The following is a 26,922-nucleotide window of genomic DNA, read 5'->3' as shown; positions in this document are numbered from 1 at the left end:
TGTCGGCGGCATGGGAATTCATCGAGCAATCGCAGCGCTGCTGCTGTGCCTGATCACCGCGCCGACGCTGGCTGCAACTCACATGCTTTCTGCGGCCGGCTCGCATCCGCCTGTCACCTACGACACCTCGATCGGCAACGGCGTCGACATCAACGGTTTCGCCAGCTTGCCGTTGCGCTCCGGGGCGCACCGCTATTTCGTCAAGACCGGTACCGGTTCCAACACCAATAACTGCACGGCAGCCCAGAGCCCGTCGACCCCGAAGGCGACGATAGGTTCAGCGTTCACTTGCGTCACTTCGGGCAACGGCGACCAGGTCCTGGTCGCTGAGGGCGGAACATACAGCGAGCCCATCCCGAACTTCACGAGCAAGAGCGGCTTTAGTGCTGTCTATCCGACAGTTCTTGAGACCTACGATCCTGCCGACCCGACGAACGAGGCAAAATACGGGCGGGGCGACCAGCGGGGTGCACGTCCTGTCGTCACCGGTGGCGGCATCATCGGCAACTCCGGCGCAGGCCCCGGTCAGATCAACTATATCGTCATCAAGGGCTTCAACCATAACCCGGGCAATGTCGGCGGCTTTTTTCTCACGTTCACACCAAACGGAGTGGACGGCGCCACCTACGTCTTGCTCGAAAATAACATCTTCACCTACACCGGCTTCACCGCCGATGAGAGCTCGGCGACTGCCGGCACCCCCAACCATTTCATCATCCGAAACAACGCGATCTATGGCGCGTGGGACGGCAGCACCGACAAGGGAGGCATCAATTTCCTCGACGGATGGTCAAACGTCACGATTGAGGACAACGTCTTCTGGCACAACGGTTGGAAGGTGGGCGCGAGCCGGGACGACGCGTATGCGGCCGGCGGTACGACCATCTTCAAGCACCAGGCTTACGTTCAATCAACGAACCCTGGGCCCGTCATCTTTCGGCGCAATCTCGATATTGATGGCGCCGCCGATGGCGGACAGTTCCGGACGAACACCACCATCAGCGAGAACGTCTTCATCGACAATCCGCTTTCGGTGGCGGCCGGTGGCGGCTCGAACTACGATACCTACCAGCCGAGCGGAGTTGACCTCGAGGTCGCTTACAACGCCATTGTCGGGGATGCGGACATCAACACCGCCAATCCGACCGGCATCGCGATCGAGATGTCGAACGGCAGGGTTGGAAGCTCAGCGCACCACAACCTCATTATCAGGAGCCGGAACCCGGCTTCCTCGGGCATCCTCGCGTTCAACACGGTCGCCGATCATAACCAACCGAGCTACGCCGACTGGAACGCCAACACGGTCTACCTGTGGTCAACCAGCGGGGCCACGCACAGCTCAGGCTCCGGCGCCGTCCCGTCGCAGGATTTCCCATTCTATACCAATAACGTCTGGGACGACCCTGCCGCGGGCAGCAACGCCACCAATTCTGGCGTGACGTTCCCATATGCCTACACCGCCGCGCAGCTTTATACGGCGCTCGGCTACGCCGACAAAACGACATTCATCAATTATGTGATCGCGCATCCGGAAGCGCACGTTCAGCGTCTGGCGCGCGCCCAACTCTTTGCCGGCTACGCGGTTAACACAAGGGCCCCGCGCACCCTCGGGCTCGCCAAATCATCGTTCGTGATTGGAACGTCCAGTTCGTCGCGCATCCTTGGGGCGCTGTCGGGATCGAACTTCACGGCGAGCGGGCAGCCCGCAAGCCTCACAGTCAGCGGCACCAATATCGCCTTTGATGGAACTGGCACCACCACCAGCGGCAGCTTCACCCTGACCGAGGCGCCGACGCTGGGCCGTAACAGCCGAGCGACGACGATTGCTTATTCGATCGGCCCGGCGCCGGCGACTCTCAATCCGTCGGACACGTCTGGCGCCAATATCGCCTTGTCGAACGGCAACCTCACGGCGACGACCAGCGCCTCGGGCATCCAGGGCGTCCGCTCCAATCACAGCGTTTCGAGCGGCAAATATTATTGGGAGGTCCACCGGGACGTCTTCGCCGACAGCAATATCCCTGGCGTCGCGGATTCGAGCGCGAGCTTCACGGCTTCCTATTGGGCGCTGACGGCCAACGCCCATGCGGCGGGCTGGTTCGGAACGACGCTGCGGTACAACACCACGACCCAAACGACAGCCTCTCCTGCCGGGATGCTCGGCTTCGCGCTCGACGCGACCGCCAAGAAACTGTGGGTACGCGATTCTACGGGATGGCTTAACGGCGACCCTGTGGCGGGAACGGGCGGCCTCGACATTACCGGCATCGGAACGCCGATCTATGCGGGCTGGCAGGGGGATACCGGCGACAAGGCCACGTACAACTTCGGCCAGACCATGTTCACCTACACGCCGCCGACCGGCTACGGGAACATGCTGATCCCGCTGCTGTTCCTGCCATCCAGAAGGCGGCGCCGTCGGGCCGCGCGGGCAGTAAGCGGCCGCTCAATCCTCGCTTGATCCGCTCGGCGGCGAGCACAAGGGTTGGGCCCAGCGGCGCCGCCGGACTGCAAAGCCGATTGCGCCAAGCCCAAGAATCATCATTGCCCAGGTCGAAGGTTCCGGGACATTCCCGACGGCGCACCCGCCCAGAACGTTGCAATACCACTCGGGGATCGGTGGGTTTGGAATGGGACTGCCGGGCGGCAGCAACGCCGGCAACGTGGAAACGCTTGCCCCGCCGATCGCTGAATAGGTGATGTTCGATGTGGATGTCATTGACAGGAGACCATCCTGCGTTGGCAGACCGACGAACTGATTGTCGGTGGTTGCGGTCAGCGACGTCAGTGGCCCGAATGGCAGGCTGATATCGACGAAGAAACCAACCGTGAAAAAGCCGTCCAATATATCCACGGCCGGATCTCCGAAGAAGAAACCAGAGTTGGGAACTTCACCGAAACGGAGAGGGACCGTGACGCTCAGATCGCCAATGCCTGCGATGTTAATCGATACGGAGCTCAGCGGGTCGAGAGCGTAGTAGAAGGAGCTGCTCGTCAGATTCGCGGTGTCACCCGTGGCCGTGATGCTGTAAGCCGCGTTGGTGAAGTTGAGGGCCCCAAGATGTCCGGAGCCGGTCCCTGCCAGGGTATAGACGATTGTCGCAGCGGCGACCTGTGACGTCCACAGGAAAGCGGCCAAGTTGCCCAAAAACAGCCTGCGCATCAGCCATTTCCTCTCGGTTAAACGACTCGGCATTAACGAGGGTAAACCAAAGACGATGTTGACGGAAGCGAAGGTCGGTACCGGCTCGTCTGTGAGGTCGGAAGGCTCCCCAATTTCCCGTTGTGCTGGCGAATTGGAGCGGGTGGAAGGAATCGAACCCCCGTCTGAAGCGTGGAACCCTACCGCTCTACCATTGAGCTACACTCGCCGGGTCAAGCCAAGATTGATTTTCGGCTAAAACCGCGTTGACCGTTCTTCAACGATTGAACGCCCACAACCTCCCGTGATCGGGGGCGCCGATTCGAGGCGCACTTCCGGCAATTTCGGGAGATAATTCACGTGAGTAAAAAAAGTCTTACCCGCCGTGAGGTTTTAGCCGCCTGCGGGGCACTGATGAGCTGCGCGGCGAGCGGGTTGCAGCACCCTTGGGCATTCCTTGTGATGGGCCTCGGAACGGGGTTGGAATGCGCCGCGGCACTCTTGTGACGGCTTGGGAGGCGAATATGAGCCGTTGTCTCGAGCTGGCACGGTTCCGATCCAGAATTTTGATCAGACGTTGCGTAGGCCTTCGCGCGCACCCGGCAACGGACTGCGAATGTCGTCACGATCGCAGCGCCGCTCCATACTGCGAAACGAACTCAGATGCAGGAAGATCGGCCAACGTGATCCGATGATCGATACCCGTCTGCACTGATCCTAAGTTCTCTATGATGCGCCGACGAGCAATATGCACGTTTGGCTGCGCCGTCTTGTAGACCGTCCCGAAGATCTGCCCAGCGTGAGTCGCCGTTGGCGCAGTCCGTAGCAGCGCCATGTTCGCCTCGAGGTAGCTGAAGCCCAGGAAGACAATCTGTTGAGCTTTGATCATCGCCGACGTCATCTCCTCTCTGGATTTTGTTTCGGCCGCACCTTCGGTGAACGTTCGTAGACCTTTCGCAGCTACCAGCACGTCGAGGGTTTCGATCCTCTTGCCGGAGAACGCGTACGCGCTTCCCGATATGCCTGGCCCAGCTAATTGGGGAGCTCCAACTGTCCCATAAGGATGCCAAATGACGAGGTTGTCGCGGACGACCGCTTCAGCGTCAGCTGGAGAACAGTGAGAGAGAGCCTGGACCGCACGCCGGAAGAAGATTTCGATTATTCGATCATAGTTGAAACAGATGAAGCTGACGTTTGTGAAGAGCTTTTCGGGACTGCCGCGGAGCGTTCCGTCCATCATCATGTGGAATAACCAGCGCAGCCACCAATTCGGCAGCAGCACCTGCAGCGCCTCCTCGCGGAGGTCGCAAGCCGCCTCTGCATACAGGATCTCAGTGGCAAGCGCGCACTTGCCGAGCATCACCAGGGCCGGGTCCTCTCGGTGAAAGTCGAGGTATTGATCTATGCTTGGCGCTGTCGGCAGCCCCGCCTTGAAGTTGGCCAGCCGTAGGGGAAAATTGACGTTCGCTCCGTCGATTCCGCACCGTATGTAGGCGTCGTAGAATTGCTCGAACTTGGGGCTGTCGCGGTTCGACAGGGTCTTATACATCGCATCGAGAAGCTCGCTCCCAATTGGCAGGCCGAGCTCTGCGCTACACCCCGCGCCCACGACAAAGACGGTCTTCTTGCCAAACATTCTAGGGGGAGATCACTTTCCGAGCGCCATCCCCACAAGCCGCCTGATCGCCTCCGGCCGGCTGGGGCCATCCGCTTGCTTCGCGGCCCACGCGTCGACGGCAGCGAGTTGATCGGGCTGGAGGCGAACCAAGACAGGAACGCCCTGACCAGTTGGCGCCGGGCCCCGTCGTTTCTTTGATATCAAAGTTTCTTGTCCGGTCATTAAAACTCTGATATCAGAGAAGCGAGCCGAGGGGAAGTTGGCCCTTCCCGCCCGGCTCTGACCACAACCGTCTACAAAGGAGACGATCATGGCTTTGAATATCGTACCGTTCCCGCGGCTCGCGGCCAATGACAACCGGCCGATAACTCCGCCTCCGGCGCTTGCAGCCGCCTCGTCAGCGCGGAGGGCGTAATGGATGGACCAACCGAACCCGATCCTTGCTCGAACATTCCACCGCGTGCCGGCAACTCTGCCGACACACCTTTGCAAGGAGAATCGGACGTGAACATGCAATCAGCTATTCTGAGCCGCGACATTTCCGACAACGTTGATCCGAAAAGCGACTGGAACGCTGCCATCGCCCGGTACAAGCAGCTTCGTAACATCTCGGATCAGATCGATGTCGCCGACGACGAACGTTCCGACGAGGCAATCGACGCTTATTGCGACGCGATGGATCACATCGTCGATGATGTTCCCGCTCCAGATCTGGCAGCGGTCATAACCAAGCTCGAGCTGATGCACGAACGCACCGCGCCCGGTTTTTCCATCTCCGACAACTCCTACCAGGCGATCATTGACGATCTGCGGCGTCTGGCGGCGCTCACGCAGGCGCGTACACTCAGCAACTCCCTCATTTTGCAGCTCCATCAACGCTACGAAGAGATTTGGGACGCCTGTGACCGCGTGGATGTCGCGCAGCCTCCCAAGGATCAGCCTGGAACGGCAAAGGCGTATTTTGCCTGCGAACGGGCCATGGGCGAGCTGTCCGCCGAAAGCCTTTTGGTGCAGAAGTTGCTTCTGCGGCAGATTCCCTCAACTGATGAAGAGATGACGGTTCAAATTATGCATCTTGCCAGCCTTTACGAGGCTGAGCAGCCGCTCTCGATGGGAGAACAGCAGGCGATTGAAATTGGCGTCTCACATTGTTTTGATTATCTTGTTTCGGAGGGTCGCGCTGACATGGAGGCAATGGGCCGGCAATTCTCAAACTGTGCGCTCATCAAGTTTGACGAAAGGCGATACCGCCAGGGAATCCTCGACGATTGAAGCCTCTTAAGCCCGCCGGAGTGCGACCGGCGGGCGGCTCCTTCAGCCCTCCGGTAGATTGTATTACGAGATCGCCGACACGAGCGGTCCACCGATTGCTCCGTCTTTGATCGTAACCAGATCGATCCATTTGCCGTCTTGGCTCATGCCCAGCGTCCATTGCTTGAAATGAAGCGAGCCTACCTCAAGAGTTTTCATATCAGCCAACCGTACCGGAACGGTCTCAGAAAACCCGCCTCGGTCAAGCTTTACAAAGAGCACTAACGCGCCTTCGCTGGCGACCAAATTACCCCGCGCTCCCGTTCTTCCGTCGTGCGCTGAAGTTAAGTCCACGCGCACTTCGACAGGCCCGATCTGCACGCCTGGCCAGCGCGCGCCATCACCTATGCGGAAGCCTTGCCAAGTGTAGTCACCGCTCAGGAATAGCGCCACGCGCGAGGCCTCGCTTTCAAGGATCCAGAACAGCGTGCGCTCGCTGCCACCAACAGACCAGAGCAAGCAGCCCGGCCTAACATTTTCGATCGTCGAAATGGAAAGTTGCTCGATCGGTAGGAGCATCTTTGTTCCTCCGCAAATGGGCCGAGCTAGAACAGCTGCACCTATGGCGGCAATTCGGTCAATGCCCTCGATTAGCGGTGCGGTTCCCCCTTGGTGGCATCTCGCCGCTCGATGGCTTGCCGCTTCGATTCAGGAAGGTCCTCATAGAGGGCGTCAATCGCTCTCGGTTGGCTAATCATTTTGTCGGCAATGATGTTGACGAGCTCGAACAGCTTTACCGCGGTCGCCCGATCGTCCCTCAGGTCAACCTGTCCGGGGTGTACAGCCTCGTTACCGATCACCCGAACGATATCCAGCGCCCGCTGAACACGCACGTCCAGACCTTGCCTCACCAGCTCGGCTATGTCCTCGTCGATGGTCTTGCCGTTTCCTCCGAGCTCTTTGCAAAGCTTCTGAATTGCGAGACGGAGGAGAGCGGCGGCGCCACGTGGCGAGAGGCTGAGGATGCGACCAGCCTCGTCATAGTCGAGCCGCACATCTTCGGACAAATCAGGGTTCGCCTCCGGCGCGTCGCCAGTGGCCGGCCAAACCAAGTCATTCCCGAGCCAGACGCTCACGCGATCGCAGTGAAAGCAGCGCGCAACATTCGCGTTGTGGAAGTCCCAATAAACATGAGTCGAGCTCTCTCGCCTTTCGAGGAATGGAGTGCCGGCGCTCAATCGCTCGAATAATTTGCGACCTTCTCTCTTTTCTTCCTCGCTCTCAAAGTCCTCCAGCATTTCTTCCTGCAGATCGACGCCGATGAGTCGCAGGGGCTTGTCGTCCAATCTATCCGCATGCAGGTTGAACCACGTCTGGGACGTCAATGCTCCGCAATGCGGACAGTTGAACGCCGTTTCAGCGATCGATGGCGAGACGTAGTGCTTCCGGTCGGCCATAGTTGTTTTCCGTGTTTTTTCCGTACGACGGCTGAGATTTTCAGCTAAGTCCTTGATTTGGCTGGTGGAGCTGAGGGGAATCGAACCCCTGACCTCTGCAGTGCGATTGCAGCGCTCTCCCATCTGAGCTACAGCCCCGAGCCTCCAGCCAGGAAGCCGGTCCGATGGGGTCGGACCGCTTGGGAAGCGGCTCACTAGCCGCGATTTTTACCCCTTGCAATCGCCTGTCCCGTCATAGCGTCGGCCCACCGATTTGGATGGTTTGGGATGCTTGTCCCTTCGGAACGGCATTGAAGCCAAGATCGTTTCTTCTTGTGGATTCCGGCCGGCGCCGAGCTGGCCCTGTACTGCTGGGAGAGACAAGATGGCATTTGACCGCTTCGACACGCGCGACAGGCCGCGCGATGAGCATTCACGATGGTCCGAGGACCGATTTTCACAAGGTGAGCGCGGATGGCGCGGTGACAGTCGCGGGCGGCGCGACGAACGCGGCTTCTGGGACCGGGCGAGCGATGAAGTCGCTTCATGGTTCGGCGACAATGATGCCGAGCGACGCCGGAACCAGGACCAGATGAGAGATGATCGCGATCCGCGCGAGCGCGGCCGCTTCAGCGGCCGCGAGCGCGACTATGACCGCGGATACAGGCGCGAGCGGGACCACGACAGACAGGACCGCAACTGGTATGAAACACGCGGCTTGAACGAGCGCGGCGGCTTCAGCGAGGACGACTATAACCCGGACTGGCGGCGCGAGCTCTCCAGCGGACGCGACCGCGATCGCAGCTGGGAAGAGAATGACCGCTATCGGCCGATAACCGGCGATTACGGCCGTTCCGACCGCTTCTCCGGCAGCGGGCGCAGGGATCGCGGCGGAGGTGAATATGATCGCGGCGGCGACCGCTCCGACACGCCCTGGGGGCGCGATGAATATCGCGAAACGAGCCGCGCGGGCACGTCCGACAGGTCCGACCGCTCGCGCCACGAAGATCCGCATTACGACAGTTGGCGCCGGCGCCACATGGACGAGCTCGACCGCGACTATGATGCCTATAGAAGCGAGAACCAGTCGAGGTTCGAGAACGACTTCGGCAGCTGGCGCGAGCGCCGGCAGCAGAAGCGCGGGATCCTGGCACAGGTTCGCGAGCACATGGAAGTGGTCGGAAGCGACGACAAGCACGTCGGCAAGGTCGACAAGGTCGCGGGTGATCGCCTGATCCTCGCCAGGTCCGATCCCGACAGCGGCGGCGCGCACCATTCGCTGAGCTGCTCGGACATCGACCGGATCGAGGGCGACCGCGTGATCCTCGATTGCTCGGCCGATCAGGCACGAGACCGCTGGCGCGACGAAAGTCGAAGCCGCGCGTTGTTCGAGCGAGACGACCAGGGAGAGATGGGCCCGCGCATGCTCGATCGAAGTTTTGAGGGCACCTACCGCTAATACGGTAGAAAGCTGAGCCTCCGACCAGCGGAGGCTGTCACGAGACCCGGCCGGGCCGTCCCCTTCCTGGCCGGGTCTTTCGTGCACGCGCCGCAGATCCTAAGGCGGCATTCCAAAGAGGAGACAAGGAATGGCGCGCGCCTGGCATCTCAAGAGCCGTCCGAGAGGCATGCCCACAGCCGACAATTTCGAGCTCAAGGAGTTGGAGCTTCCGCAGCTTGGCGAAGGGCAGGTACGCGTCCGAAACCTCTGGCTTTCGGTCGACCCCTACATGCGCGGCCGGATGAACGACGTCAAAAGCTACGTACCTGCCTTTGAAGTGGGTGCGCCGCTCGAAGGGGGCGCCATCGGCGAGGTCGTCGAGAGCAGGGTCGAGGGCCTCAAAGCCGGCGACCTCGTCCAGCACATGAACGGCTGGAGGGACGAGGCCGTGGTTCCCGGGCGCCTCGCTCAGAAACTTCCCGAGCTCGGCGCCCCGCCCCAGCTGTTCCTCGGCGTCCTTGGAGTTACCGGGCTGACCGCCTATTTCGGTCTCCTAGATGCCGCCCAGGCCAAGCAAGGCGACGTCGTCTTCGTTTCGGCAGCTGCAGGCGCGGTCGGCTCGGTCGCGGTCCAGATTGCAAAGGCCAAGGGCATGCGAGTGATCGGCTCAGCCGGCGGCCCTGCGAAATGCGAGTTCGTGCGGTCGCTGGGAGCCGACGAAGTCATCGACTACCGGGCCGGCCCCATATTGAAGAGCCTCGCCAGTGCCGCCGACGGCGGCATCGACGTCTATTTCGACAATGTCGGGGGTGACCATCTCGATGCTGCCCTTGGACTCGCACGCAATCATGCGCGCTTCGCGATCTGCGGAATGATCGAGGGCTATAACAAGGCCGAGCCGACGAGCCTTCGTTTTGCGATGCGCATCATCGGGGCAAGGATCCGCCTCCAGGGTTTCATCGTGTTCGATTATTTCCCGCGCATGGCGGAATTCTATTCCGAGATGGGGCCGTGGGTCGCAAACGGCACGGTCAAGTCGAACGAAACGGTAATCGAGGGGCTGGAGAACACCCCGGATGCATTCCTCGGTCTCTTCAAAGGCGAAAACACCGGCAAGATGCTGGTCAAGCTCTAGAAGGTGCAAACGGCAGGATCGCCGCTCTTGAACCCTCGCTGGAGCGCTTCCTGACGCTGCGCAGAGGTACCGTGGGTGAAGCTGTCGGGAACGACACTGCCTTGCGTCTCGCGCTGGAGCGTATCGTCGCCGATCGCCTCGGCAGCGCGCATTCCTTCCTCGAAATCGCCCTGCTCCATGACCGGCCGGCCCTCGGGGTCCTTGGCGTTCGCGGCCCAGACGCCGGCATAGCAATCGGCCTGGAGCTCGACCTTGACCTGGATCGCGTTGCCCTGGGTCTCGCCTGCACCCGCCTGGAGATGGTTTGCCTGGTCGAGCGTCCCCATGAGGTCCTGGACGTGGTGCCCGACCTCGTGCGCGATCACATAGGCCTGGGCAAAGTCGCCCGGCGACTGGAAACGCTGAGAGAGCTCGGTGAAGAACTCGGTATCGAGATAGATCTTCTTGTCGGTCGGACAGTAGAAGGGACCCATCGCCGATTGGGCAGCGCCGCAGCCTGAGGGGTAATTGCGCGAATAGAAGACGAGCTTGGTGGGCGTGTAACTGATGCTCTTGGGCTTGAGGAGCTGAGCCCAGACGTCTTCGGTCGAGGCCAATACCTGAAGCGAGAAATGCTTGATGTTGGGGTCGAGCGTGCTCGTTCCTTGAGACTGGCCGGCCTGCTGCGAAGTAGGAGCGATGCCCCCGCTTCCGCCGCCCAGGCCGCCGAGCGAGCTCAACAGAAAGTAGCCGATGACGAGGACGACGACGCCGCCGATCCCGAACCGGCTCGCTACCAGCGGCAATAGGCAACCAAGTCCCCCGCCGCCAAGGCCGCCGAAGCCGCCCCCGCTCCTTCCGGTGACGTCCTCGAAATTACTGCTCTCGCGCTCGTCACCGAACCGCATGTCTGACCCTCCAGTTCCGCAGCCGTAATGCTCGGAGCGGCAGACCGGTTGCAATTCATACCCGCCCCCGCAAGGGAACGGGCGCAAGGAGACTCGAAAAATGGTTCTTGAAGGCAAGGTCGCGCTGGTGACCGGCTCTACGTCCGGGATCGGCCTCGCGATCGCAAAAGCCCTCGCCAGCGAAGGTGCGAGGTTGATGATCAACGGCTTCGGGGACCCTGCCGAGATCGAGCGTGAATGCGAGGAACTTGGCGCCGTCCACGACGGGGCCGACATGTCGAAGCCTCGTGAGATCGAGCGGATGATGAAGCGCTGTGCCGACGAACTCGGCGGGCCCGATATCCTCGTCAACAATGCCGGCATCCAGCACGTTTCGCCCGTCGAGGACTTTCCCCCTGAGAAATGGGATGCGATCATCGCCATCAACCTGACCTCGGCTTTTCACACGAGCAGGTTCGCAATTCCCGGCATGAAGCAGAAGAAGTGGGGCCGGATCATCAACACCGCGAGCGCTCACAGCCTCGTCGCCTCGCCCAACAAGAGCGCCTATGTCGCTGCAAAGCACGGCATTGCGGGCTTCACCAAGACCGTCGCGCTGGAGACGGCGCGGGACGGCATCACCGTCAACTGCATCTCGCCGGGCTATGTCTGGACGCCGCTGGTCGAAAAACAGATCCCGGATACGATGAAGACGCGCGGCCTCACGCGCGAGGAAGTCATGAACGACGTGCTTCTCGCGGCGCAGCCGACCAAGCGCTTCGTCACCCCCGAGGAAGTGGCTGCCCTCGCCTTGTTCCTCTGCCGGCAAGAAGCGGCATCGATCACCGGATCGAACCTCAGCATGGACGGAGGTTGGACCGCCGCTTAAAGCTTGCCCCTTCGATGCGCAGCACCCTCCTCATCGCACTGGTCCTTCTCGCCTCCGGGTGCAACGTGCTCGAGCAGCCGAACGGGCTCATCGCCCGCTACACGGTCGCCTACAACCAGGTCATCAGCCCCAATGACCGGGTGCGCCTCAGGGACTGGCGCAAGACCTTCGAGGACGCGCTCGCTGCGGCGCGCAAGTCCGGGCATTCAGCGGAGATCACCCGCGAGGGCGCTCTCCTCGACCCCGACGCGGCGCTTCCCGGACCGGCAATTCCAGACGGCATGTACCGCTGCCGCGTGATCAAGCTGGGATCGCAGGTACCAGGGTCTCCCGATTTCCTTTCAACCGGCAGCTCGACCTGCCGGATACGCGCTGAACGGCAGCTCCAGCGCCTCGGCAAGCTTAGTGGAGCGCAGCGCTACGTTGGGCTCGTCTTTCCTGGCGATGCCATTCGCAAGGTCTTTCTTGGAACGCTCGTCTTAGAGGACGAGCGGCGCGCCCTTCAGTACGGCCAGGACGAGCAGCGCGACGTTGCCGGCTATGTCGAGCGGATCGGCCAGAACCGCTGGCGGCTCATCATGCCGCAGCCCCATTTTGAATCCCGGCTCGACGTTATGGAGCTGGTCCCTCTGCCCCAGGGAGTGCGTTGATGAAGAAATTGCTATTGATTGCTGCCGCGATGAACCTTGCCTCGCCCGCCGCCGCTGCCGCCCTTTCGGACGCGATCAAGGGCGACATGCCGATGCTGATGAACCTCTACCGGGACCTCCATGCCAATCCCGAGCTCTCGATGGCGGAGGTGCGCACGCCCGCGAAACTTGCGCCCGAGATGAGGAAGGCGGGGTTCGAGGTCACCGAGCATGTGGGGAAGACCGGCCTCGTTGCAGTGATGAAGAACGGCCCCGGGCCGGTTCTCCTCATCCGCGCCGACATGGATGCGCTGCCAGTCAGGGAACAGACCGGCCTTCCCTTCGCCTCCAAGGCGATGGGAAAGCTTCCCGACGGGACCGATACCCCGGTGATGCACGCCTGCGGCCATGACACCCATATCACCACCTGGCTTGCGACCGGGCGCCGGCTCGCGGCAATGAAGAACCAGTGGTCGGGGACGCTCGTCATGATCCTTCAGCCCGGGGAAGAGCGGGTGATGGGTGCCAAGGCGATGCTGGACGACGGGCTCTTCACCCGGTTTCCAAAACCCGACTATCTCCTTGCCTTTCATGACAGTGCGACGCTTCCGGCGGGCGTCATCGGGATCAAGTCCGGCTACATGCTTGCAAACGTCGATACGGTGAACATCAACGTGAAGGGGCTTGGAGGCCACGGCGCTTATCCCCAGAACACCAAGGACCCGATCGTCCTTGCCTCGCGGATCGTCATGGCACTCCAGACCCTCGTGAGCCGTGAGAACAGCCCGCTCGAGCCTGCCGTAGTGACGGTCGGAAGCTTCCATGCCGGAACCAAGAGCAACATCATTCCCGACGAAGCAAAGCTCGCGCTCAGCGTCCGGAGCTATTCGCCCGAAACCCGCAAGCTGCTCCTCGACGGGATCAGCAGGATCGCGCGCGGCGAAGCGATCGCTGCGGGCATGCCCGAGGACAGGATGCCGACGGTGGAGATCGAGCAGCCCTCGGCGGATGCGACCTTCAACACCGACCAGCTTTCTGCACGCCTTTCGGCGCTTTTCACCGGTCATTTCGGCAAGGACCGGGTGGTCGAGCCGCAGCCCGTCATGGCGGCCGAGGATTTCAGCCGCTTCTGGCTTGCCGACAAGAGCAAGCAGAGCGTCATCTTCTGGGTGGGCGGCGTCCCCAAGGAGAAATGGGACGCGGTAAAGGGCGATACGCTGAAGCTCCCGGCGCTCCATAGCCCGCTCTGGGCGCCCGACGCCGAGGCCGTCATCTCGACCGCCACCGAGGCGATGACCGTTGCCGCGCTCGATATCCTCAAGAAAGGCCAGACCGGCACCGCGTCCGGTACGTGAACGGCCCCCCTGGCAGCAATCTGGGCGTGCTTGAGTCGCCCGCCGCGGAGATCGTCCGAACCGCCGCTTTGCTATGCGAGCCCGAGTATTTTTGGCCGCGCCGCTTTCTCGGACTCGTCGAGGCGGCGGATCTGGTCGGGACTGAGCTCCAGCGCCATCGCCGCCGTCAGGTCCTTCAGCTGATCGACACTGGTCGCGCTTGCGATCGGAACCGTGATCGTGGGCTGTGCCATCAGCCAGGCGAGCGCGATCGTCGCGAGCGAGGCGCCCGTCTCGCCGGCAATCTCGTCCAGCGCGCTAAGGACGCGCGGACCATTGCCCTCGAGATACTTGGCAGCGCTCTTTCCGCGCGGACTTTTTCCAAGGTCCTCGCTGCTTCGATACTTTCCGGTGAGGAAGCCCGCCGCGAGGCCATAATAAGGAAATACCGCAAGGCCGTGGCGCCTGGCCGCGGACTGAAGAGATCCCTCATAGTCTGACCGGTCGACGAGATTGTATCTCGGCTGGAGGGCAGCGGCAGGGACAAAGCCGCACCGCTCAGCAGTCTTCATCGCTTCGTCGACGCGCTCGCCCGTGAAGTTCGAAAGGCCGATCGCACGGATCTTCCCTTTTTCGCGCAGGCGCTCGAATGCACGCAGGCTTTCATCGAGCGGCACCTTGGGATCATCCTTGTGCTGGTAATAAAGATCGATCGTCTCGATGCCGAGGCGCCTCAGGGAGGCATCGCACGAGGGCTCGATCGTTTCTGGAGCAAGCCCCGCGCTAAAGCCGACCTTGGTCGCAATCACGACCTTGTCGCGCTTGGCGCCGTCGCGCTTCAGCCAGCGGCCGATCACCGTCTCGCTTTCACCGCCCCGGTGTCCTTCGACCCATGCCGAATAGACGTCGGCGCTGTCGATCATCGTTCCGCCGGCGTCGACGAAGGCGTCGAGGACCCGGAAGCTCGTTGCCTCGTCCGCCGTCCAGCCGAAGACGTTCCCGCCGAGCGCAAGTGGAGCAACGTCGATGCCGCTCTTCCCCATGGGTCGTTTCTCGATCATCCTTGTCTCGCCTCTTTTAAAAAAGCCTCGTGCACCCGGCCCCAACGCACGAAGACTGCCCTGCGCGTTCACCACTTCTTTGTAAAATTTAGCGACATGTCATTCCCATGTCGGCTGACCTGACACGAAGCGTGCCATGGACGCGCTGATCGGCTTCTGGAGCCATGCGCTTGCAGCCGCCCTGTTTGCGGCGCTTCTCATCTGGCGCCTTGGCGAAGCGGCAAGGAACCCGGCGCAGCGCGTCCTTGCAGGTTCGTTCGCGATCACCGCCTGCTGGGCATGGCTTGCTGCAGTCGTTCCGGAAACCCCGGTCCTCGCCTTCTCGGAGAGCGCGCGCAACCTCCTCTGGATCAGCCTTCTCTACGGCCTGTCGGCCGCCGACGAAGAACGCGAGCATGGTCTGAAACTCGTCTATGCAGCAGTCGCGGGCGTCATCGGCCTCCAGCTCATCGGCGAAGTCCTCCAGCTATTCAGTCCGAGCATTGCGATTGCCCAGACCGGCATCGTCCTTCGCATCACGACTGCGGCAGGAGCGCTGGTCCTCGTCCACAATCTCTACGGCCAGGCAGCGCCCGCGAGCCGCTCCAACATCCGCTTTGCAATGCTGGGGCTCGCGCTCATCTGGATCTACGATCTCAATCTCTACACCGTGCGCTACCTTGGCTCGGCAAGCGCCGAGCGGCTGATCGAATGGCGCGGCCTTGCAGTTGCTCTTGCAGCGCCCCTCTTTGCTCTTGCCACCCGCAACGATGGCATGTGGCGGGTGCGGCTGTCGCGGGCCGCGACCTTCCAGTCGATCTCGCTGCTCGCGATCTGCGCATATTTCGCGCTGATGGCGATCCTTGCGACCGCGCTTCGCGGAAGCGGCGTCGACTGGTCCTCGACGATCATGATCGGCGCGCTTGCAGTCATGACCGTGGGCGCCATGGTCCTCATCCCGAGTGCCCGCGCGAGGGGCTGGTTCAAGGTCAAGCTCGCCAAACACCTTTTCGAGCATCGCTACGATTATAGGACCGAGTGGCTGCGCTTCACCGAGACCCTTGGCCGCGCCGGGCCCGACGCACCGCCCCTTACCGAACGGATCGTCACTGCCTTTGCCGACATCGTCGATGCATCGGGAGGTCTGCTCCTTGCCGGCAACGAAGCGAAGGGAATGGACATTGCCGATGCGAGCAGCTGGCCGGGAAATATTCCCTCCGCGGACGTGCTCGGCCAGTCGGTTCAATTCTGGAACGAGCTCGAGACGAGCGGCCGCGTCCTCGAATTCCGAGCGCTTCGCGAAGGCTGGGCGAGCGCCCGCGACAAGGCGCTTCCAATCCCTTCATGGCTGCTCGAGGAGCCGATGGCCTGGGCCGGCATCCCACTCCTTCACCAGCAGCGCCTCGTCGGCCTCGTCATCCTTGCTCCCCCCGATTACAGGCGCCAGCTCGACTGGGAAGACTTCGACCTGCTGAGGACCGCCGGCACGCAGGCAGCAAGCTCGCTTGCGGAAGCGCTCGGGCAGGAAGCGCTCGGCCAGGCGCAGCGCTTCGAGGAATTCAACCGGCGCTTCGCCTTCATCCTCCACGACATCAAGAATCTCGTCAGCCAGCTCTCGCTCGTTGCCCGCAACGCCGAGCGCCATGCCGACAATCCGGAATTTCGCGCCGACATGATCGCGACCCTCCAGTCATCGGTCGGCAAGATGAACGATCTCCTCGCGCGGCTTCACCCGCGCTCTGAAGCCCGCGTCCAGAGGATCGAGGCGCAGCCGCTTCGTCCCATCCTCAACGCCGCGATCGCCGCCAAGCGCCGCGGCCGCGAGGTCAATCTTCTTGGCGATGCGGGCATCGTGGCGCTCGTCGATGCAGGAGCGCTCGAACAGGCGCTTGGACACCTCCTTCAGAATGCCCTCGATGCAAGCAGCGGCGAACCCGTCCTCGTCCGCGTCGCGACCGAGGGCGACAAGGTCGCCATCACCATCACCGACAAGGGCATCGGAATGGACGGCGACTTCGTCCGCAACCGGCTGTTCCAGCCCTTTGCCTCGACCAAGCCCGGCGGCTTCGGGATCGGCGCCTTTGAAGCGCGCTCGCTCATTACCGCCATGGGCGGCGCGATCAGCGTCGACAGCCGCCTTGGACGGGGAACGAGCTTCACCATTCTTCTCCCCGCCGGAGAGGGCCTTAGCGAACCAATGAGGAAAAGCGCATGAGCAACCCCAACCCCAAGGTCCTTCTCGTCGTCGAGGATGACGAAGGGCTCCAGCGGCAGCTCAAATGGGCCTATGACGGCTACCAGGTCATCTGCGCCGGCGACCGCGCATCCGCGATCGAAGCGCTCCGCGCGCACGAGCCGGCGGTCGTGACTCTTGATCTTGGCCTTCCGCCCGATCCCGACGGGACCGACGAGGGCTTTGCAACGCTCGGCGAGATCCTCCGATTGAAGCCCGACACTAAGGTGATCGTCGCGACGGGTCATGGCGCGTCCGAAAGCGCGACCCACGCCGTTGGCATGGGTGCCTATGATTTCTACAAGAAGCCCGTCGACATCGACGAGCTCGGCTTCATCGTCGCGCGCGCCTTTCACCTCCACGCCATCGAGGAGGAAAACCGCCATTTCGAAAGCGGTTCTGCAGCAACGATGCTGGGCGCAATCATCACGGCTGCGCCGGAGATGCTGAAGGTCGCAAAGACCATCGAGCGGGTCGCTTCCGCAGACGTTTCCGTGATGCTCCTTGGAGCAAGCGGCACCGGCAAGGAGCTCCTTGCAAGGGCGGTGCACGAAAAGAGCGGCCGCAAGGGCGAGTTCATCGCAATCAACTGCGCCGCAATCCCCGAAAATCTCCTCGAGGCCGAGCTCTTCGGCTACGAGCGCGGCGCCTTCACGGGCGCGGTCAAGTCGAACGTCGGCAAGATCGAGCTTGCTCAAGGCGGAACCCTGTTCCTCGACGAGGTGGGCGACATCCCGCTGCCGCTCCAGGTCAAGCTCCTGCGCTTTCTCCAGGAGCGCGTGATCGAGCGCATCGGCGGACGGCAGCCGATCGCCGTCGACACGAGGATCGTCTGCGCGACCCACCAGGATCTTGATGCAATGACCGCGGACGGCCGCTTCCGCGAAGATCTCTATTACCGGCTTGCCGAGATCGTGGTGAAGATCCCCGCCCTTTCTGAGCGCTCGGGCGATGCCGTTCTTCTTGCTCGCCATTTCGTCAACCGGTTCGGGCGCGAGCTCAACCCTGGAGTCCAGAGCCTCAGCGCCGATGCCTTCGGCGCGATCGATGCCTATTCCTGGCCCGGCAACGTCCGCGAGCTCGAGAACCGGATCAAGCGCGCGGTCATCATGGCGGAAGGAAAGACGGTGACCGCGGCCGATCTCGACCTTCCGGCCAACAGGTCCGCTGAAGACGGGTCCCTCCCGATCAACCTTCGCGCCGCCCGCGAGGTCGCGGACCGGAAAGCCATCCGCCAGGCGATGAGCCGGACCGACAACAATATCTCGGGCGCAGCCAAGCTCCTCGGGATCAGCCGTCCGACGCTCTACGACCTCCTCAAGCAATATCGTCTGCAAGCGTAGGAGCGGCTTCGACGAATGGATTTGCGGGCGCGCCTTTGCGCGCTAGGTTCTCCCCGTCCTTTTTTTCCGCAAAGCCATGGGGTTATCCTTCAATGGACCGTCGCTCGTTCCTTGCCGCCTCCACGACCGTTGCCCTTCTTCCCGTCACTAAGGTTCCGGCTTTCGCCGCCGTCACCGCCAGGGCAGGCGCCGGAGATGCCAGGCTCAACACCCTCTTCGAGGACATTTTCCAGGAGCGGGTGCGCAATTCCCCCGACCTCGCGTCCTCGCTCGGCCTCGACAAGGGCCCGAACGCAGCGCTCAAGTCGAGGTTCGACACGGATCCCGCGCCCGTCCAGCGGCGCAAGGAGCTGGCTCGAAACCGGCGCGCCATTGCCAGGCTCAACGCGGTAAGCCCCGCAAGCCTTTCCGATGCCGCCAGGCTCAACCGCGAGGTCGTTCTCTATTCGCTCGAGACCTCGACCGTTGCGGCCTCGCGCTGGGACATCGATTCAGCGCAGCGCCCCTATCCGATAACGCAGCAGGGGGGCGCCTATTTCGACACGCCCGATTTCCTCAATACCAGCCACACCATCGACAATGCCCCTGACGCCGAAGCCTATCTCTCGCGTCTCAGCCAGTTCGGAACCGTTCTCGACAACGACACGGCCGAGCAGCGGGCGCAGGCAGCGCGCGGGTACCTGGCGCCGGCCTGGTCGATCGAGCTTGCGCTCGGCCAGATGCGCAAGCTCCGGGACGTCCCCGCAGAACGAAGCTCGATGGTCGATTCCATCGTCAAGCGCACCGCGGCCAAGGGGATTGCCGGCGACTGGCAGCGGCGCGCGACCGACATCGTTGCAAAATCCGTCTACCCGGCGCTCGACCGGCAGATGGCAGCGATGGAGCAACTAAAGCCCACCAGCCGCCCGGGCGACGGTGCCTGGCGCCTCAATGACGGCGAGGCGATCTACGCCGAGGCGCTCAAGGAAGCGACGACCACCAATTATACGCCCGCCGAGGTCCATCAGATGGGCTTAAGCCAGGTCGCCGAGATCTCGGCAGAGCTCGACAGGATCCTGAAAGGCCAGGGCTATTCGACGGGCAGTGTCGGAGAACGCCTTGCAGCGCTCGGCAAGGCGCCGACGCAGGCCTGGCCCGACACGGACGCGGCAAGATCGGAGCTCCTTGCCCATCTCAACGCCGTCATCAAGGACATCTACGCAAGGCTCCCGAACGCCTTTGCGACGCTTCCGACTGCACCGCTCGAGATCCGGCGCGTGCCGCCCGAAATCCAGGACGGCGCTTCGAACGGCTATTACCGACGCGCAGCGCTCGATGGCTCACGCCCTGCGATCTACTTCATCAACCTCAAGGACCTTGGCGACTGGCCGCGCTACACGCTCCCGACGCTCTGCTACCACGAGGGCGTACCGGGCCATCACCTCCAGATCAGCATCTCGCAGGAATCGAAGGACATCCCGACCTTGAGGAAGCTCGGCTTCTTCTCGGCTTATTCGGAAGGCTGGGCGCTCTATGCCGAACAGCTCGCGGACGAGCTTGGCGTCTATGCCAACGATCCGTTCGGGCGCGCGGGCTTTCTCCAGTCATTCCTGTTCCGCGCAGCGCGCCTTGTCGTTGATACCGGCCTTCATTCCAAGCGGTGGAGCCGCGAGCAGGCAACCGACTACATGGTGCGGACGACCGGATATGCACGGCCGCGCTCGCAGCGCGAAGTGGAGCGCTATTGTACGATGATCGGCCAGGCCTGCAGCTACAAGGTCGGCCACACCGCCTGGACGAGGGCCCGCGCCGAAGCGCAAAAGACCCTTGGCGCGAAGTTCGACCTCAAGCGCTTCCACGAGGTGCTTCGCGAAGGCGCGATGCCGCTCAGCATCCTCGAGCGGCGCGTGCGCGAGCGGACGGCGGCGATCGCCTGAGCCGCAAGCGCTAGCGGGTCAGGGCTTCGGCCATCTCGGCAACCTCGAGCCACCGGAACTCGGCGGCCTCGATCTCCGCGCGGTTGCGGGCGATCCGCTCGGTGAGCGAGGCGAAGAGCGCGGGATCTCTGGCGTAGAGATCGGCGTCCCCAAGCGCTTCCTCGTCGGCAGCGACCAGCGCCTCGAGGCGCTCGATCTCGCCCGGCAGCCGATCATAGTCGCGCTGGTCCTTGTAGCTGAGTTTCCTTCCTGCCTGCGGCGCCCCTGGAGCTGCCTGCTCTTGCCTTGAGGCTGGACGCGGCGCGCTTTTGGCGGGGGCGCGGACCGCCTGGTAGCGCTTGCGGATCCAGTCCTCGTAGCCGCCGGCGACGATATCGATCCGCCCCGAACCATCGAGGCCGAGCGTAATCGTCACCGTCCGGTCGAGGAAGTCGCGGTCGTGGCTGACGATCAATACCGTGCCGTCATAGTCGGCAATGACTTCCTGGAGGAGGTCGAGCGTCTCAAGGTCAAGGTCGTTGGTGGGCTCGTCGAGCACCAGGAGGTTTGCCTCGCGGGCAAACTCGCGCGCGAGGAGGAGGCGCGAGCGCTCGCCTCCCGAGAGGGACCCGACGGGAGCCTCGGTCAGCGCCGGATCGAACAGGAATTCCTTGAGATAGCCCTTGATGTGCTTCTTGGAGCCGCGGACGTCGATCCAGTCCCCGCCATTGGCAAGGACGTCCTTCACCCGCCGCTGCGGCTCCATCAGCTTTCGCTGCTGGTCGATGACGATACCGCTCAACGTCTTTGCCCGGGTGACCTGTCCCTCGTCGGGGGCAAGTTCGCCGGTAAGGAGTTTGAGGAGCGTGGTTTTTCCCGTCCCGTTGGGCCCGACAATGCCGATCCGGTCGCCGCGCTGGATACGAAGCGAGAAATCACGGATGATCTGCCGCTCGCCGTAACTTTTGCTGACTTCGTGAGCCTCGATGACCGTTTTCGAACGGACGTCGTCCTTGGCGAGCGCCAGCTTTGCCGAGCCCGTCGGGCCCAGCATCGCCGCGCGCTGCGCGCGCATCTCGTGAAGCTTTGCAAGGCGTCCCTGGTTGCGGCGCCGCCGGGCGGTAACGCCGCGCTGCAGCCAGTGAAGTTCGATCTTGAGCTTGGCATCGAGCTTCTCGGCCGCGCGCGCCTCTTCTTCATAGACGCGCTCCGTCCAGGCCTCGAACCCGCCAAAGCCGATCTCGGCACGGCGAAGTTCGCCACGGTCGAGCCAGATGCAGCTTCTCGTGAGGCGGTTCAAAAAGGTCCGGTCATGGCTGATGACGATGAATGCGCCGGTGAAGCGCTTGAGCCATTCCTCGAGCCACTCGATCGCGCCAAGGTCGAGATGGTTGGTCGGCTCGTCGAGGAGAAGGACGTCGGGGTTCTGCGCAAGCGCCCGAGTGATCGCGGCCCGGCGCCGCTCTCCCCCGCTCGCGGTTGCGGTGGGACGATCAAGATCGATGCCGAGCTGGTCGGCGATGGCCGCCGCTTCGTGGGCCTGCGGCGGCTTGTCGCCGCCCAGCACCCAGTCCTCGAGCGTTGCGAACCCCTCCATCCTCGGGTCCTGCTCCAAGAGCACGACCTGCGTTCCAGGAACGATGGTGCGCTTGCCTTCGTCGGGGTCGATGAGGCCGGCTAGGCACTTGAGCAGCGTCGTCTTGCCTGCACCGTTGCGGCCGATGAGCGCCAGTCGGTCCCGCTCGCCGATGTAGAGGCTGAGCTCGCGGAAAAGCCAGCCTTCGCCCTGAATGAGCCCAAGGTCTTCGTAAGTGAGGATCGGCGCTGCCATCGGGGCGCCCTAGCCAAGGAAAACGCGCTACTGAAGCCGGGACTTTTTCCCTCTAAGTCTGAACAGTGCCGTTCAGCGGTATTCATAGCCTATTCAATGCGTGGTGTTAGAAGGGCCGTGAACAAAAAGAGTCGTCCATGAAAGTGTTGCGTATTCTCCTTGCAGCCGCCGCAATTGCGGCTGGCCTCACCAGCGCTCCTGCGCTGGCCGATGGGCCGCGCGGTCCGAGGATGCAGCAGTCCATAGGACCCTTGCGTGAACAGGAGCGCGCATGGGAAGCGACCCGCCAGGGCCGGTCGATGCCCCTTCCCGAACTTGAACGGCGCGTCATGCCGATGATGGGCGGCGCCGATTATCTCGGCCCCGAGCTCAATGGCGACACCTACCGCTTCAAGTTCATGCAGAACGGGCGCGTCATCTGGGTCGACGTCGACGGGCAGGGCCGGGTCCTGCGGCGTTCGCGCGATCGCTGATCCCTGATTGACATTTCATCGCCCATTCCCAGTTGTTTCGTTAAAGCAACTTCTCGTCGCAACACGGGTTGACGGCGCGAAGATGAACAGCTCCGGGGAGCATCGATGCGTGTCCTGATCGTCGAAGACGAACCCAATCTCGGGCGCCAGCTGCGCTCGACCCTCGAAGGCGCAGGCTACGCCGTCGATCTCGCGACCGACGGCGAGGACGGCCATTATCTTGGCTCAACCGAAAACTATGACGCCGTCATCCTCGATCTTGGCCTTCCCGAAGTCGACGGCCTCACCGTTCTCGACCGGTGGCGGCGGGAAGCGAGAAAGATGCCGGTCCTCGTCCTCACCGCCCGCGACAGCTGGTCGGACAAGGTCGCCGGCCTTGATGCCGGCGCCGACGATTATCTTGCAAAGCCGTTCCAGACCGAAGAGCTGATCGCGAGACTGAGGGCGCTCATCCGCCGCTCGTCGGGAAATGCCTCGAGCGAACTCATCGCAGGCGACATCCGGCTCGATACGCGCTCGGGCAAGGTCACCAAGGCGGGCGAACCCGTAAAGCTCACCGCCCAGGAATATAAGCTTCTCTCCTATCTCATGCACCACAAGGGCAAGGTCGTCAGCCGGACCGAACTCATCGAGCATATCTACGACCAGGACTTCGACCGCGATTCCAATACCATCGAGGTGTTCGTGACCCGCATCAGGAAAAAGCTCGGGCCTGACGTCATCACCACCATTCGCGGCCTCGGCTACAGCCTGGAGGAACCGGCCAGTTGAACCTGGAGGCCCCCGCGGCTTCCGCCGCGGCGGCGGACGAACGTCCCACTAGCCGCGGCGCTCCTAGGCGCATCGGCTCGCTGACCCGGCGCATGATCGGCGTCGCCGCGATCTGGATCGCAGCGCTCCTTCTCATCGGCGGCTTTGCACTCGACCGCGTGCTTTCGCGCTCGATCGTCGAGAGCTTCGACACCCAGCTCGTCTTCGTCCTCAATTCGATGATCGCTTCATCGGAGATCGGCCCCGACGGCGAGGTGCGCTTCAGCCGCGCACCTGCAGACCAGCGCTTCGTCGAGCCCTATTCCGGTCTCTATTTCCAGATCAGCGGTTCAGGCGCTGAAACCTTTGCCTCGCGCTCGTTATGGGACCGGCGTCTCCAGGTCGTCGATACCCACCACGACGTGAAGCCGCATCTCTACAACAGCGATGAATTTTCCTCGCGCGATCATTCCGAGCCGATCCGCATCGCCGAACGCGACGCGATCCTCCCGGGTTCACCGGTCCGCTGGCGGTTCCAGGTTGCCCAGTCGCGCGAGACGATCGACGACCAGATCCGGCGCCTGCGATCGACCCTCGTCTGGAGCTTCGGAGCGCTCGGCCTTGGCCTCCTTGTCCTTGCTGCGCTTCAGACTTTCTATGGCCTTTGGCCGCTGAGGCGCGTCGCCAACGAGGTCGCGGACATCCGCTCAGGGGACAAGACCCGGGTCAGCGGCGATTTCCCGAGCGAAATCCGGCCCCTCACCGAGGAGATCAACCAGCTCCTCGCGCATAGCGAGGCGCAGGCCGAGGAAGCCCGCCGGCATGCCGGAAACCTTGCACACGCCTTGAAGACCCCGCTCACCGTCATCACCAATGCCGCAACGGCAAGAGCGCCCGACCTTGCCGACACCGTCTGCCGCGAAGCGCTCGTGATGCGCCGCCAGGTTGATCACCACCTCGCCCGCGCGCGCGCCATCGGAAGGCGCGCTGCAGCGCAGTCGCGCACCCGCGTCTGGGAGAGCCTCGAAGCCGTCCAGCGCGCAGTCGACCGTCTCCACGAGGGCGTCACCATCGATATTGCAGGCGATCACCAGGCGCAGGTTCGCGTCGAGCGGCAGGACCTTGACGAAATGCTCGGCAACCTCGTCGAAAATGCCGCCAAATACGGCGGCGGACGCGTGTTCGTGACGGTCGAGCCCAGGAACGAGAAGGTCGATGTCCTGGTCGAGGACGATGGGCCGGGGATCCCCAAGGAGCGCCGCGGGGAGCTCTTCACGAGGGGCGCAAGGCTCGACACGACCGGGAAGCCAGGAACCGGTCTCGGGCTCGCAATCGTCCGCGACGTCGCCGAAATCTACGGGGGAGACGTCCACCTCGAGGAAAGCGAGGATCTGGGGGGCCTACTTGCAAGGCTCACCCTTCCCTCGGGCTAGAAGAGCCGCCACTTCGTCGAAGGCCGTTTTGACTTGGAGCCAGACGCCGGTGCATGAGTGTTCTTCGTCTTGCGGGGAGGGAGAATGTCCATGAAGTTCAAGGTCTTGGCGCTTATCGGCGTAAGCCTTGCAGCGATCGCCCCTGCCCCCCTTGGTGCAGCAAAGCCCGTCTACGGAACCTGGGGTTATGACGCTGCCGCGATGGACCGCGGCGTCAAGCCCGGCGACGACTTCTTCGATTATGTGAACGGCACCTGGGCGAAGAAGACCGACATTGCGCCCGACCGCACGTTCGTCGGCATCGATTCGGTGCTCAATGACCAGATCGAGCGCGACGTCCGGGCAATCGTCGAGGACATGGCCAAGGATCCCTCGGCGAACGGAAAGCTTGGTCAGCAGATCGGCGATCTCTACGCGAGCTGGATGGACGAAGCGGGCGTCGAGAAGCTCGGCACCCGGCCGATCGAACCCTATCTGAAGCGGATCGAGGCGGTGAAGACCCGGGGCGACCTCGTCGACCTCTTTACCGAGCCCGGTTTTGAATCGCCGGTCGAGGTCAGCATCTATCCCGATCTCAAGAACCCCACGCGTTACTCGGCCTATGTCTCCCAAAGTGGCCTCGGGCTCCCAAACCGCGACTATTATCTTCTGAAAGGCGAGAAGTACGACGCCTACCGGAAGGCCTACCGCGCCTATATCGTCACCATCGAGCAGCTGGCGGGGATCAGCGATGCGCAAGCGCGCGCCGATCGCATCATCGCGCTCGAGACCAAGATCGCAAAGCTCCACTGGACGCCCGAGCAGAGCCGCGACGTCGACAAGGCCTATAATCCGATGACGAGGGCGCAGCTTCGCGCCTTTGCGCCCCAGCTCGACTGGGACCGGGCCCTGAAAAAGCTCGGCCTTGGCACTGCCAAGAAGATCGTCGTTTCCGAGAAGAGCGCGGTCCAGGGCGAAGGCCGCCTCTTTGCATCGGTCCCGCTCTCGACCTGGAAGGACTGGACCGCCTTTCACTTCATCAGCGCCAATGCCCAGTATCTTCCGAAGGCCTTCGACGAGGCGAAGTTCGACTTCTATTCAAAAACGCTCCGCGACGTTCCAGCACAGCGGGCGCGGTGGAAGCGCGGCATCGACATGCTGGACGAGGCGCTCGGCGAAGGTGTCGGCCAGATCTACGTCCAGCGGCACTATCCGGCTGAGAGCGACCGCCAGATGCACGAGCTCATCGGGAACATCCTTGGAGCGCTCAAGACCAAGATCGAGAATGCAGCATGGATGGACGCGCCGACCAAAGCCAAGGCGCTCCAGAAGCTCGCGACCTTCGATCCAAGGATCGGCCATCCGCCAAAATATATCGACTATTCATCGCTGGTCGTGGACCGCGGAGACCTTCTTGGAAATGCCATCCGGTCGGACGACTTCCAGTGGAAGCTATTGCTCTCGCGTTATCCGAGGCCCGTCGACCGGAGCCTCTGGGACATGCTGCCCCAGACCAACAACGCCTATTACGATCCGACCCAGAACCAGATCACTTTCCCGGCCGCGATCCTGCAGCCGCCCTATTTCGATCCCAGTGCCGATGCTGCTTCCAATTACGGAAGCATCGGTGCGACGATCGGCCACGAGATCGGTCATGGCTTTGACGACCAGGGCAGGAAGTTCGACGCCCATGGCCGGCTTGCCGACTGGTGGTCGCCCGCGACCGCGAAGCTCTACACCGGTCATGCCGACAGGCTCGTCGCGCAGTACAACAGCTACGAGCCCATCCCCGGGGTTCATATCAAGGGACAGCTGACCCTCGGCGAGAACCTGGGCGACCTTGGCGGGCTTGAAGTCGCTTATGCAGCCTATCGTAAATATGTTGCCGAGCATGGCGAGCCGCCCGTCATCGACGGACTGACGGGCGACCAGCGCTTCTTCATTGCTTATGGCTACAGCTGGGAGACCAAGCAGCGCGAAGGGGCGCTTCGAGCGCAGCTCCTCACCAACGAGCACAGCCCTGCCAAGTACCGCGTCAACGGCGTCGTCCGAAACGTCGATGCCTGGTACAAGGCGTTCAACGTGCAGCCTGGCGACAGGCTCTATCTGCCCCCCGACCAGCGCGTCCACGTCTGGTAAGCCTAAGGGGCCCGCGCTCGCGAAAATTAAGAGGCCGTCGCCTGCGATTTGCGAGGGCAAGAGCC

Annotated in this window: 21 protein-coding genes and 2 tRNA genes; 14 read left to right on the top strand and 9 right to left on the bottom strand. The window is 62.6% G+C overall.

Annotated features, from left to right (window positions below):
• Positions 1-10: 10 nt before the first annotated feature.
• Complete coding sequence (locus V8192_RS05705; protein ID WP_341632078.1) at positions 11-2,461, top strand: SPRY domain-containing protein; 2,451 nt, start codon at positions 11-13, stop codon at positions 2,459-2,461.
• On the opposite strand, the gene V8192_RS05700 is transcribed toward V8192_RS05705, so the two are convergent.
• The 3 genes from V8192_RS05700 to V8192_RS05690 form a co-directional block, all read right to left on the bottom strand.
• Positions 2,447-3,163 (bottom strand): PEPxxWA-CTERM sorting domain-containing protein, encoded by a 717-nt coding sequence (locus V8192_RS05700; RefSeq protein ID WP_341632077.1) that lies wholly within the window; start codon positions 3,161-3,163, stop codon positions 2,447-2,449. The two genes, V8192_RS05705 and V8192_RS05700, sit on opposite strands and share 15 nt — an antisense overlap.
• 134 nt (positions 3,164-3,297) lie before the next feature.
• Positions 3,298-3,371, bottom strand: a tRNA-Gly gene (locus tag V8192_RS05695).
• Between the two features lie 393 nt (positions 3,372-3,764).
• Positions 3,765-4,778, bottom strand: coding sequence for a hypothetical protein (locus V8192_RS05690; protein WP_341632076.1), 1,014 nt, complete (start codon positions 4,776-4,778; stop codon positions 3,765-3,767).
• A gap of 396 nt (positions 4,779-5,174) precedes the next feature.
• On the opposite strand from V8192_RS05690, the gene V8192_RS05685 reads away from it, so the two are divergent.
• A complete protein-coding gene (locus tag V8192_RS05685) occupies positions 5,175-6,032 on the top strand; it encodes a hypothetical protein (RefSeq protein WP_341632075.1) in 858 nt (285 codons plus the stop codon).
• 63 nt (positions 6,033-6,095) lie between these two features.
• On the opposite strand, the gene V8192_RS05680 is transcribed toward V8192_RS05685, so the two are convergent.
• The 3 genes from V8192_RS05680 to V8192_RS05670 all read right to left on the bottom strand — a co-directional run bounded on the left by V8192_RS05680 (position 6,096) and on the right by V8192_RS05670 (position 7,606).
• Positions 6,096-6,590, bottom strand: a complete 495-nt coding sequence (locus tag V8192_RS05680; protein ID WP_341632074.1) for a hypothetical protein — start codon at positions 6,588-6,590, stop codon at positions 6,096-6,098.
• A gap of 71 nt (positions 6,591-6,661) precedes the next feature.
• Positions 6,662-7,468 (bottom strand): DUF4145 domain-containing protein, encoded by an 807-nt coding sequence (locus V8192_RS05675; RefSeq protein WP_341632073.1) that lies wholly within the window; start codon positions 7,466-7,468, stop codon positions 6,662-6,664.
• A gap of 62 nt (positions 7,469-7,530) precedes the next feature.
• Positions 7,531-7,606 (bottom strand) — tRNA-Ala (locus V8192_RS05670).
• A gap of 226 nt (positions 7,607-7,832) precedes the next feature.
• On the opposite strand from V8192_RS05670, the gene V8192_RS05665 reads away from it, so the two are divergent.
• Both V8192_RS05665 and V8192_RS05660 read left to right on the top strand, forming a co-directional pair.
• Positions 7,833-8,906, top strand: a complete 1,074-nt coding sequence (locus tag V8192_RS05665) for a DUF2171 domain-containing protein (protein WP_341632072.1) — start codon at positions 7,833-7,835, stop codon at positions 8,904-8,906.
• 130 nt (positions 8,907-9,036) lie between these two features.
• Positions 9,037-10,023 (top strand): NADP-dependent oxidoreductase, encoded by a 987-nt coding sequence (locus V8192_RS05660; protein ID WP_341632071.1) that lies wholly within the window; start codon positions 9,037-9,039, stop codon positions 10,021-10,023.
• On the opposite strand, the gene ypfJ is transcribed toward V8192_RS05660, so the two are convergent.
• Positions 10,020-10,910, bottom strand: a complete 891-nt coding sequence (gene ypfJ / locus V8192_RS05655) for a KPN_02809 family neutral zinc metallopeptidase (RefSeq protein WP_341632070.1) — start codon at positions 10,908-10,910, stop codon at positions 10,020-10,022. The genes V8192_RS05660 and ypfJ overlap by 4 nt on opposite strands.
• Positions 10,911-11,010: 100 nt before the next feature.
• Here ypfJ and V8192_RS05650 point away from each other — a divergent pair, with 100 nt between their 5' ends.
• From V8192_RS05650 to V8192_RS05640, 3 genes are read left to right on the top strand one after another with little or no spacing between them, the layout of a single operon-like run.
• Positions 11,011-11,778, top strand: a complete 768-nt coding sequence (locus V8192_RS05650) for a 3-hydroxybutyrate dehydrogenase (RefSeq protein WP_341632069.1) — start codon at positions 11,011-11,013, stop codon at positions 11,776-11,778.
• Positions 11,779-11,792: 14 nt separating this feature from the next.
• Positions 11,793-12,428: a DUF4893 domain-containing protein gene (locus tag V8192_RS05645; protein WP_341632068.1), complete on the top strand. Its 636-nt coding sequence runs from the start codon at positions 11,793-11,795 to the stop codon at positions 12,426-12,428.
• The gene (locus V8192_RS05640) at positions 12,428-13,762 is read left to right on the top strand and encodes an amidohydrolase (protein WP_341632067.1); all 1,335 of its coding nucleotides are present in this window, start codon (positions 12,428-12,430) and stop codon (positions 13,760-13,762) included. The genes V8192_RS05645 and V8192_RS05640 overlap by 1 nt, the downstream gene beginning before the upstream one ends.
• A gap of 71 nt (positions 13,763-13,833) precedes the next feature.
• Here the strand turns inward: V8192_RS05640 and V8192_RS05635 are convergent, their stop codons facing one another.
• A complete protein-coding gene (locus tag V8192_RS05635; protein ID WP_341632066.1) occupies positions 13,834-14,802 on the bottom strand; it encodes an aldo/keto reductase in 969 nt (322 codons plus the stop codon).
• 136 nt (positions 14,803-14,938) lie between these two features.
• Here V8192_RS05635 and prsK point away from each other — a divergent pair, with 136 nt between their 5' ends.
• From prsK to V8192_RS05620, 3 genes are all read left to right on the top strand, one after another.
• Entirely contained in the window at positions 14,939-16,996 is a 2,058-nt protein-coding gene (gene prsK, locus V8192_RS05630) for an XrtA/PEP-CTERM system histidine kinase PrsK (RefSeq protein ID WP_341632065.1), read from the top strand.
• On the top strand, positions 16,993-18,357 hold the full coding sequence (gene prsR / locus V8192_RS05625; RefSeq protein ID WP_341632064.1) for a PEP-CTERM-box response regulator transcription factor: 1,365 nt from the start codon (positions 16,993-16,995) through the stop codon (positions 18,355-18,357). The genes prsK and prsR overlap by 4 nt, the downstream gene beginning before the upstream one ends.
• A gap of 92 nt (positions 18,358-18,449) precedes the next feature.
• A complete protein-coding gene (locus V8192_RS05620) occupies positions 18,450-20,273 on the top strand; it encodes a DUF885 domain-containing protein (RefSeq protein WP_341632063.1) in 1,824 nt (607 codons plus the stop codon).
• A 10-nt stretch (positions 20,274-20,283) separates the two neighbouring features.
• Here V8192_RS05620 and V8192_RS05615 read toward each other — a convergent pair whose 3' ends face one another.
• Positions 20,284-22,083: an ABC-F family ATP-binding cassette domain-containing protein gene (locus V8192_RS05615; protein ID WP_341632062.1), complete on the bottom strand. Its 1,800-nt coding sequence runs from the start codon at positions 22,081-22,083 to the stop codon at positions 20,284-20,286.
• A gap of 137 nt (positions 22,084-22,220) precedes the next feature.
• On the opposite strand from V8192_RS05615, the gene V8192_RS05610 reads away from it, so the two are divergent.
• From V8192_RS05610 to V8192_RS05595, 4 genes are all read left to right on the top strand, one after another.
• Entirely contained in the window at positions 22,221-22,556 is a 336-nt protein-coding gene (locus tag V8192_RS05610; RefSeq protein WP_341632061.1) for a hypothetical protein, read from the top strand.
• A 105-nt stretch (positions 22,557-22,661) separates the two neighbouring features.
• Complete coding sequence (locus V8192_RS05605) at positions 22,662-23,327, top strand: response regulator transcription factor (protein ID WP_341632060.1); 666 nt, start codon at positions 22,662-22,664, stop codon at positions 23,325-23,327.
• Positions 23,328-23,419: 92 nt separating this feature from the next.
• Positions 23,420-24,739 carry a sensor histidine kinase gene (locus tag V8192_RS05600; RefSeq protein ID WP_341632308.1) on the top strand — a complete coding sequence of 440 codons (1,320 nt, stop codon included), beginning with the start codon at positions 23,420-23,422 and terminating at the stop codon, positions 24,737-24,739.
• 90 nt (positions 24,740-24,829) lie between these two features.
• A complete protein-coding gene (locus V8192_RS05595; protein ID WP_341632059.1) occupies positions 24,830-26,857 on the top strand; it encodes a M13 family metallopeptidase in 2,028 nt (675 codons plus the stop codon).
• The last annotated feature ends 65 nt before the right edge of the window (positions 26,858-26,922 follow it).

The organism is Sphingomonas agri (genome assembly GCF_038148795.1).
GTDB classification, from domain to species: Bacteria; Pseudomonadota; Alphaproteobacteria; order Sphingomonadales; family Sphingomonadaceae; genus Sphingomicrobium; species Sphingomicrobium agri.
Note: the sequence above shows the minus strand (reverse complement) of the source record. Positions and strands in the feature narration are given on the sequence as shown.

Excerpts from the sequence above, each read along its gene's own strand:
- V8192_RS05660 (WP_341632071.1), top strand. The coding sequence starts at position 9,037 with ATGGCGCGCGCCTGGCATCTCAAGAGCCGTCCGAGAGGCATGCCCACA.
- V8192_RS05705 (WP_341632078.1), top strand. The coding sequence starts at position 11 with ATGGGAATTCATCGAGCAATCGCAGCGCTGCTGCTGTGCCTGATCACC.
- V8192_RS05645 (WP_341632068.1), top strand. The coding sequence starts at position 11,793 with ATGCGCAGCACCCTCCTCATCGCACTGGTCCTTCTCGCCTCCGGGTGC.
- ypfJ (WP_341632070.1), bottom strand. The coding sequence starts at position 10,910 with ATGCGGTTCGGTGACGAGCGCGAGAGCAGTAATTTCGAGGACGTCACC.
- V8192_RS05685 (WP_341632075.1), top strand. The coding sequence starts at position 5,175 with ATGGATGGACCAACCGAACCCGATCCTTGCTCGAACATTCCACCGCGT.
- prsR (WP_341632064.1), top strand. The coding sequence starts at position 16,993 with ATGAGCAACCCCAACCCCAAGGTCCTTCTCGTCGTCGAGGATGACGAA.
- V8192_RS05700 (WP_341632077.1), bottom strand. The coding sequence starts at position 3,163 with ATGCGCAGGCTGTTTTTGGGCAACTTGGCCGCTTTCCTGTGGACGTCA.
- V8192_RS05675 (WP_341632073.1), bottom strand. The coding sequence starts at position 7,468 with ATGGCCGACCGGAAGCACTACGTCTCGCCATCGATCGCTGAAACGGCG.
- V8192_RS05680 (WP_341632074.1), bottom strand. The coding sequence starts at position 6,590 with ATGCTCCTACCGATCGAGCAACTTTCCATTTCGACGATCGAAAATGTT.
- V8192_RS05635 (WP_341632066.1), bottom strand. The coding sequence starts at position 14,802 with ATGATCGAGAAACGACCCATGGGGAAGAGCGGCATCGACGTTGCTCCA.
- prsK (WP_341632065.1), top strand. The coding sequence starts at position 14,939 with ATGGACGCGCTGATCGGCTTCTGGAGCCATGCGCTTGCAGCCGCCCTG.
- V8192_RS05620 (WP_341632063.1), top strand. The coding sequence starts at position 18,450 with ATGGACCGTCGCTCGTTCCTTGCCGCCTCCACGACCGTTGCCCTTCTT.
- V8192_RS05605 (WP_341632060.1), top strand. The coding sequence starts at position 22,662 with ATGCGTGTCCTGATCGTCGAAGACGAACCCAATCTCGGGCGCCAGCTG.
- V8192_RS05595 (WP_341632059.1), top strand. The coding sequence starts at position 24,830 with ATGAAGTTCAAGGTCTTGGCGCTTATCGGCGTAAGCCTTGCAGCGATC.
- V8192_RS05640 (WP_341632067.1), top strand. The coding sequence starts at position 12,428 with ATGAAGAAATTGCTATTGATTGCTGCCGCGATGAACCTTGCCTCGCCC.
- V8192_RS05665 (WP_341632072.1), top strand. The coding sequence starts at position 7,833 with ATGGCATTTGACCGCTTCGACACGCGCGACAGGCCGCGCGATGAGCAT.
- V8192_RS05610 (WP_341632061.1), top strand. The coding sequence starts at position 22,221 with ATGAAAGTGTTGCGTATTCTCCTTGCAGCCGCCGCAATTGCGGCTGGC.
- V8192_RS05615 (WP_341632062.1), bottom strand. The coding sequence starts at position 22,083 with ATGGCAGCGCCGATCCTCACTTACGAAGACCTTGGGCTCATTCAGGGC.
- V8192_RS05690 (WP_341632076.1), bottom strand. The coding sequence starts at position 4,778 with ATGTTTGGCAAGAAGACCGTCTTTGTCGTGGGCGCGGGGTGTAGCGCA.
- V8192_RS05600 (WP_341632308.1), top strand. The coding sequence starts at position 23,420 with ATGATCGGCGTCGCCGCGATCTGGATCGCAGCGCTCCTTCTCATCGGC.
- V8192_RS05650 (WP_341632069.1), top strand. The coding sequence starts at position 11,011 with ATGGTTCTTGAAGGCAAGGTCGCGCTGGTGACCGGCTCTACGTCCGGG.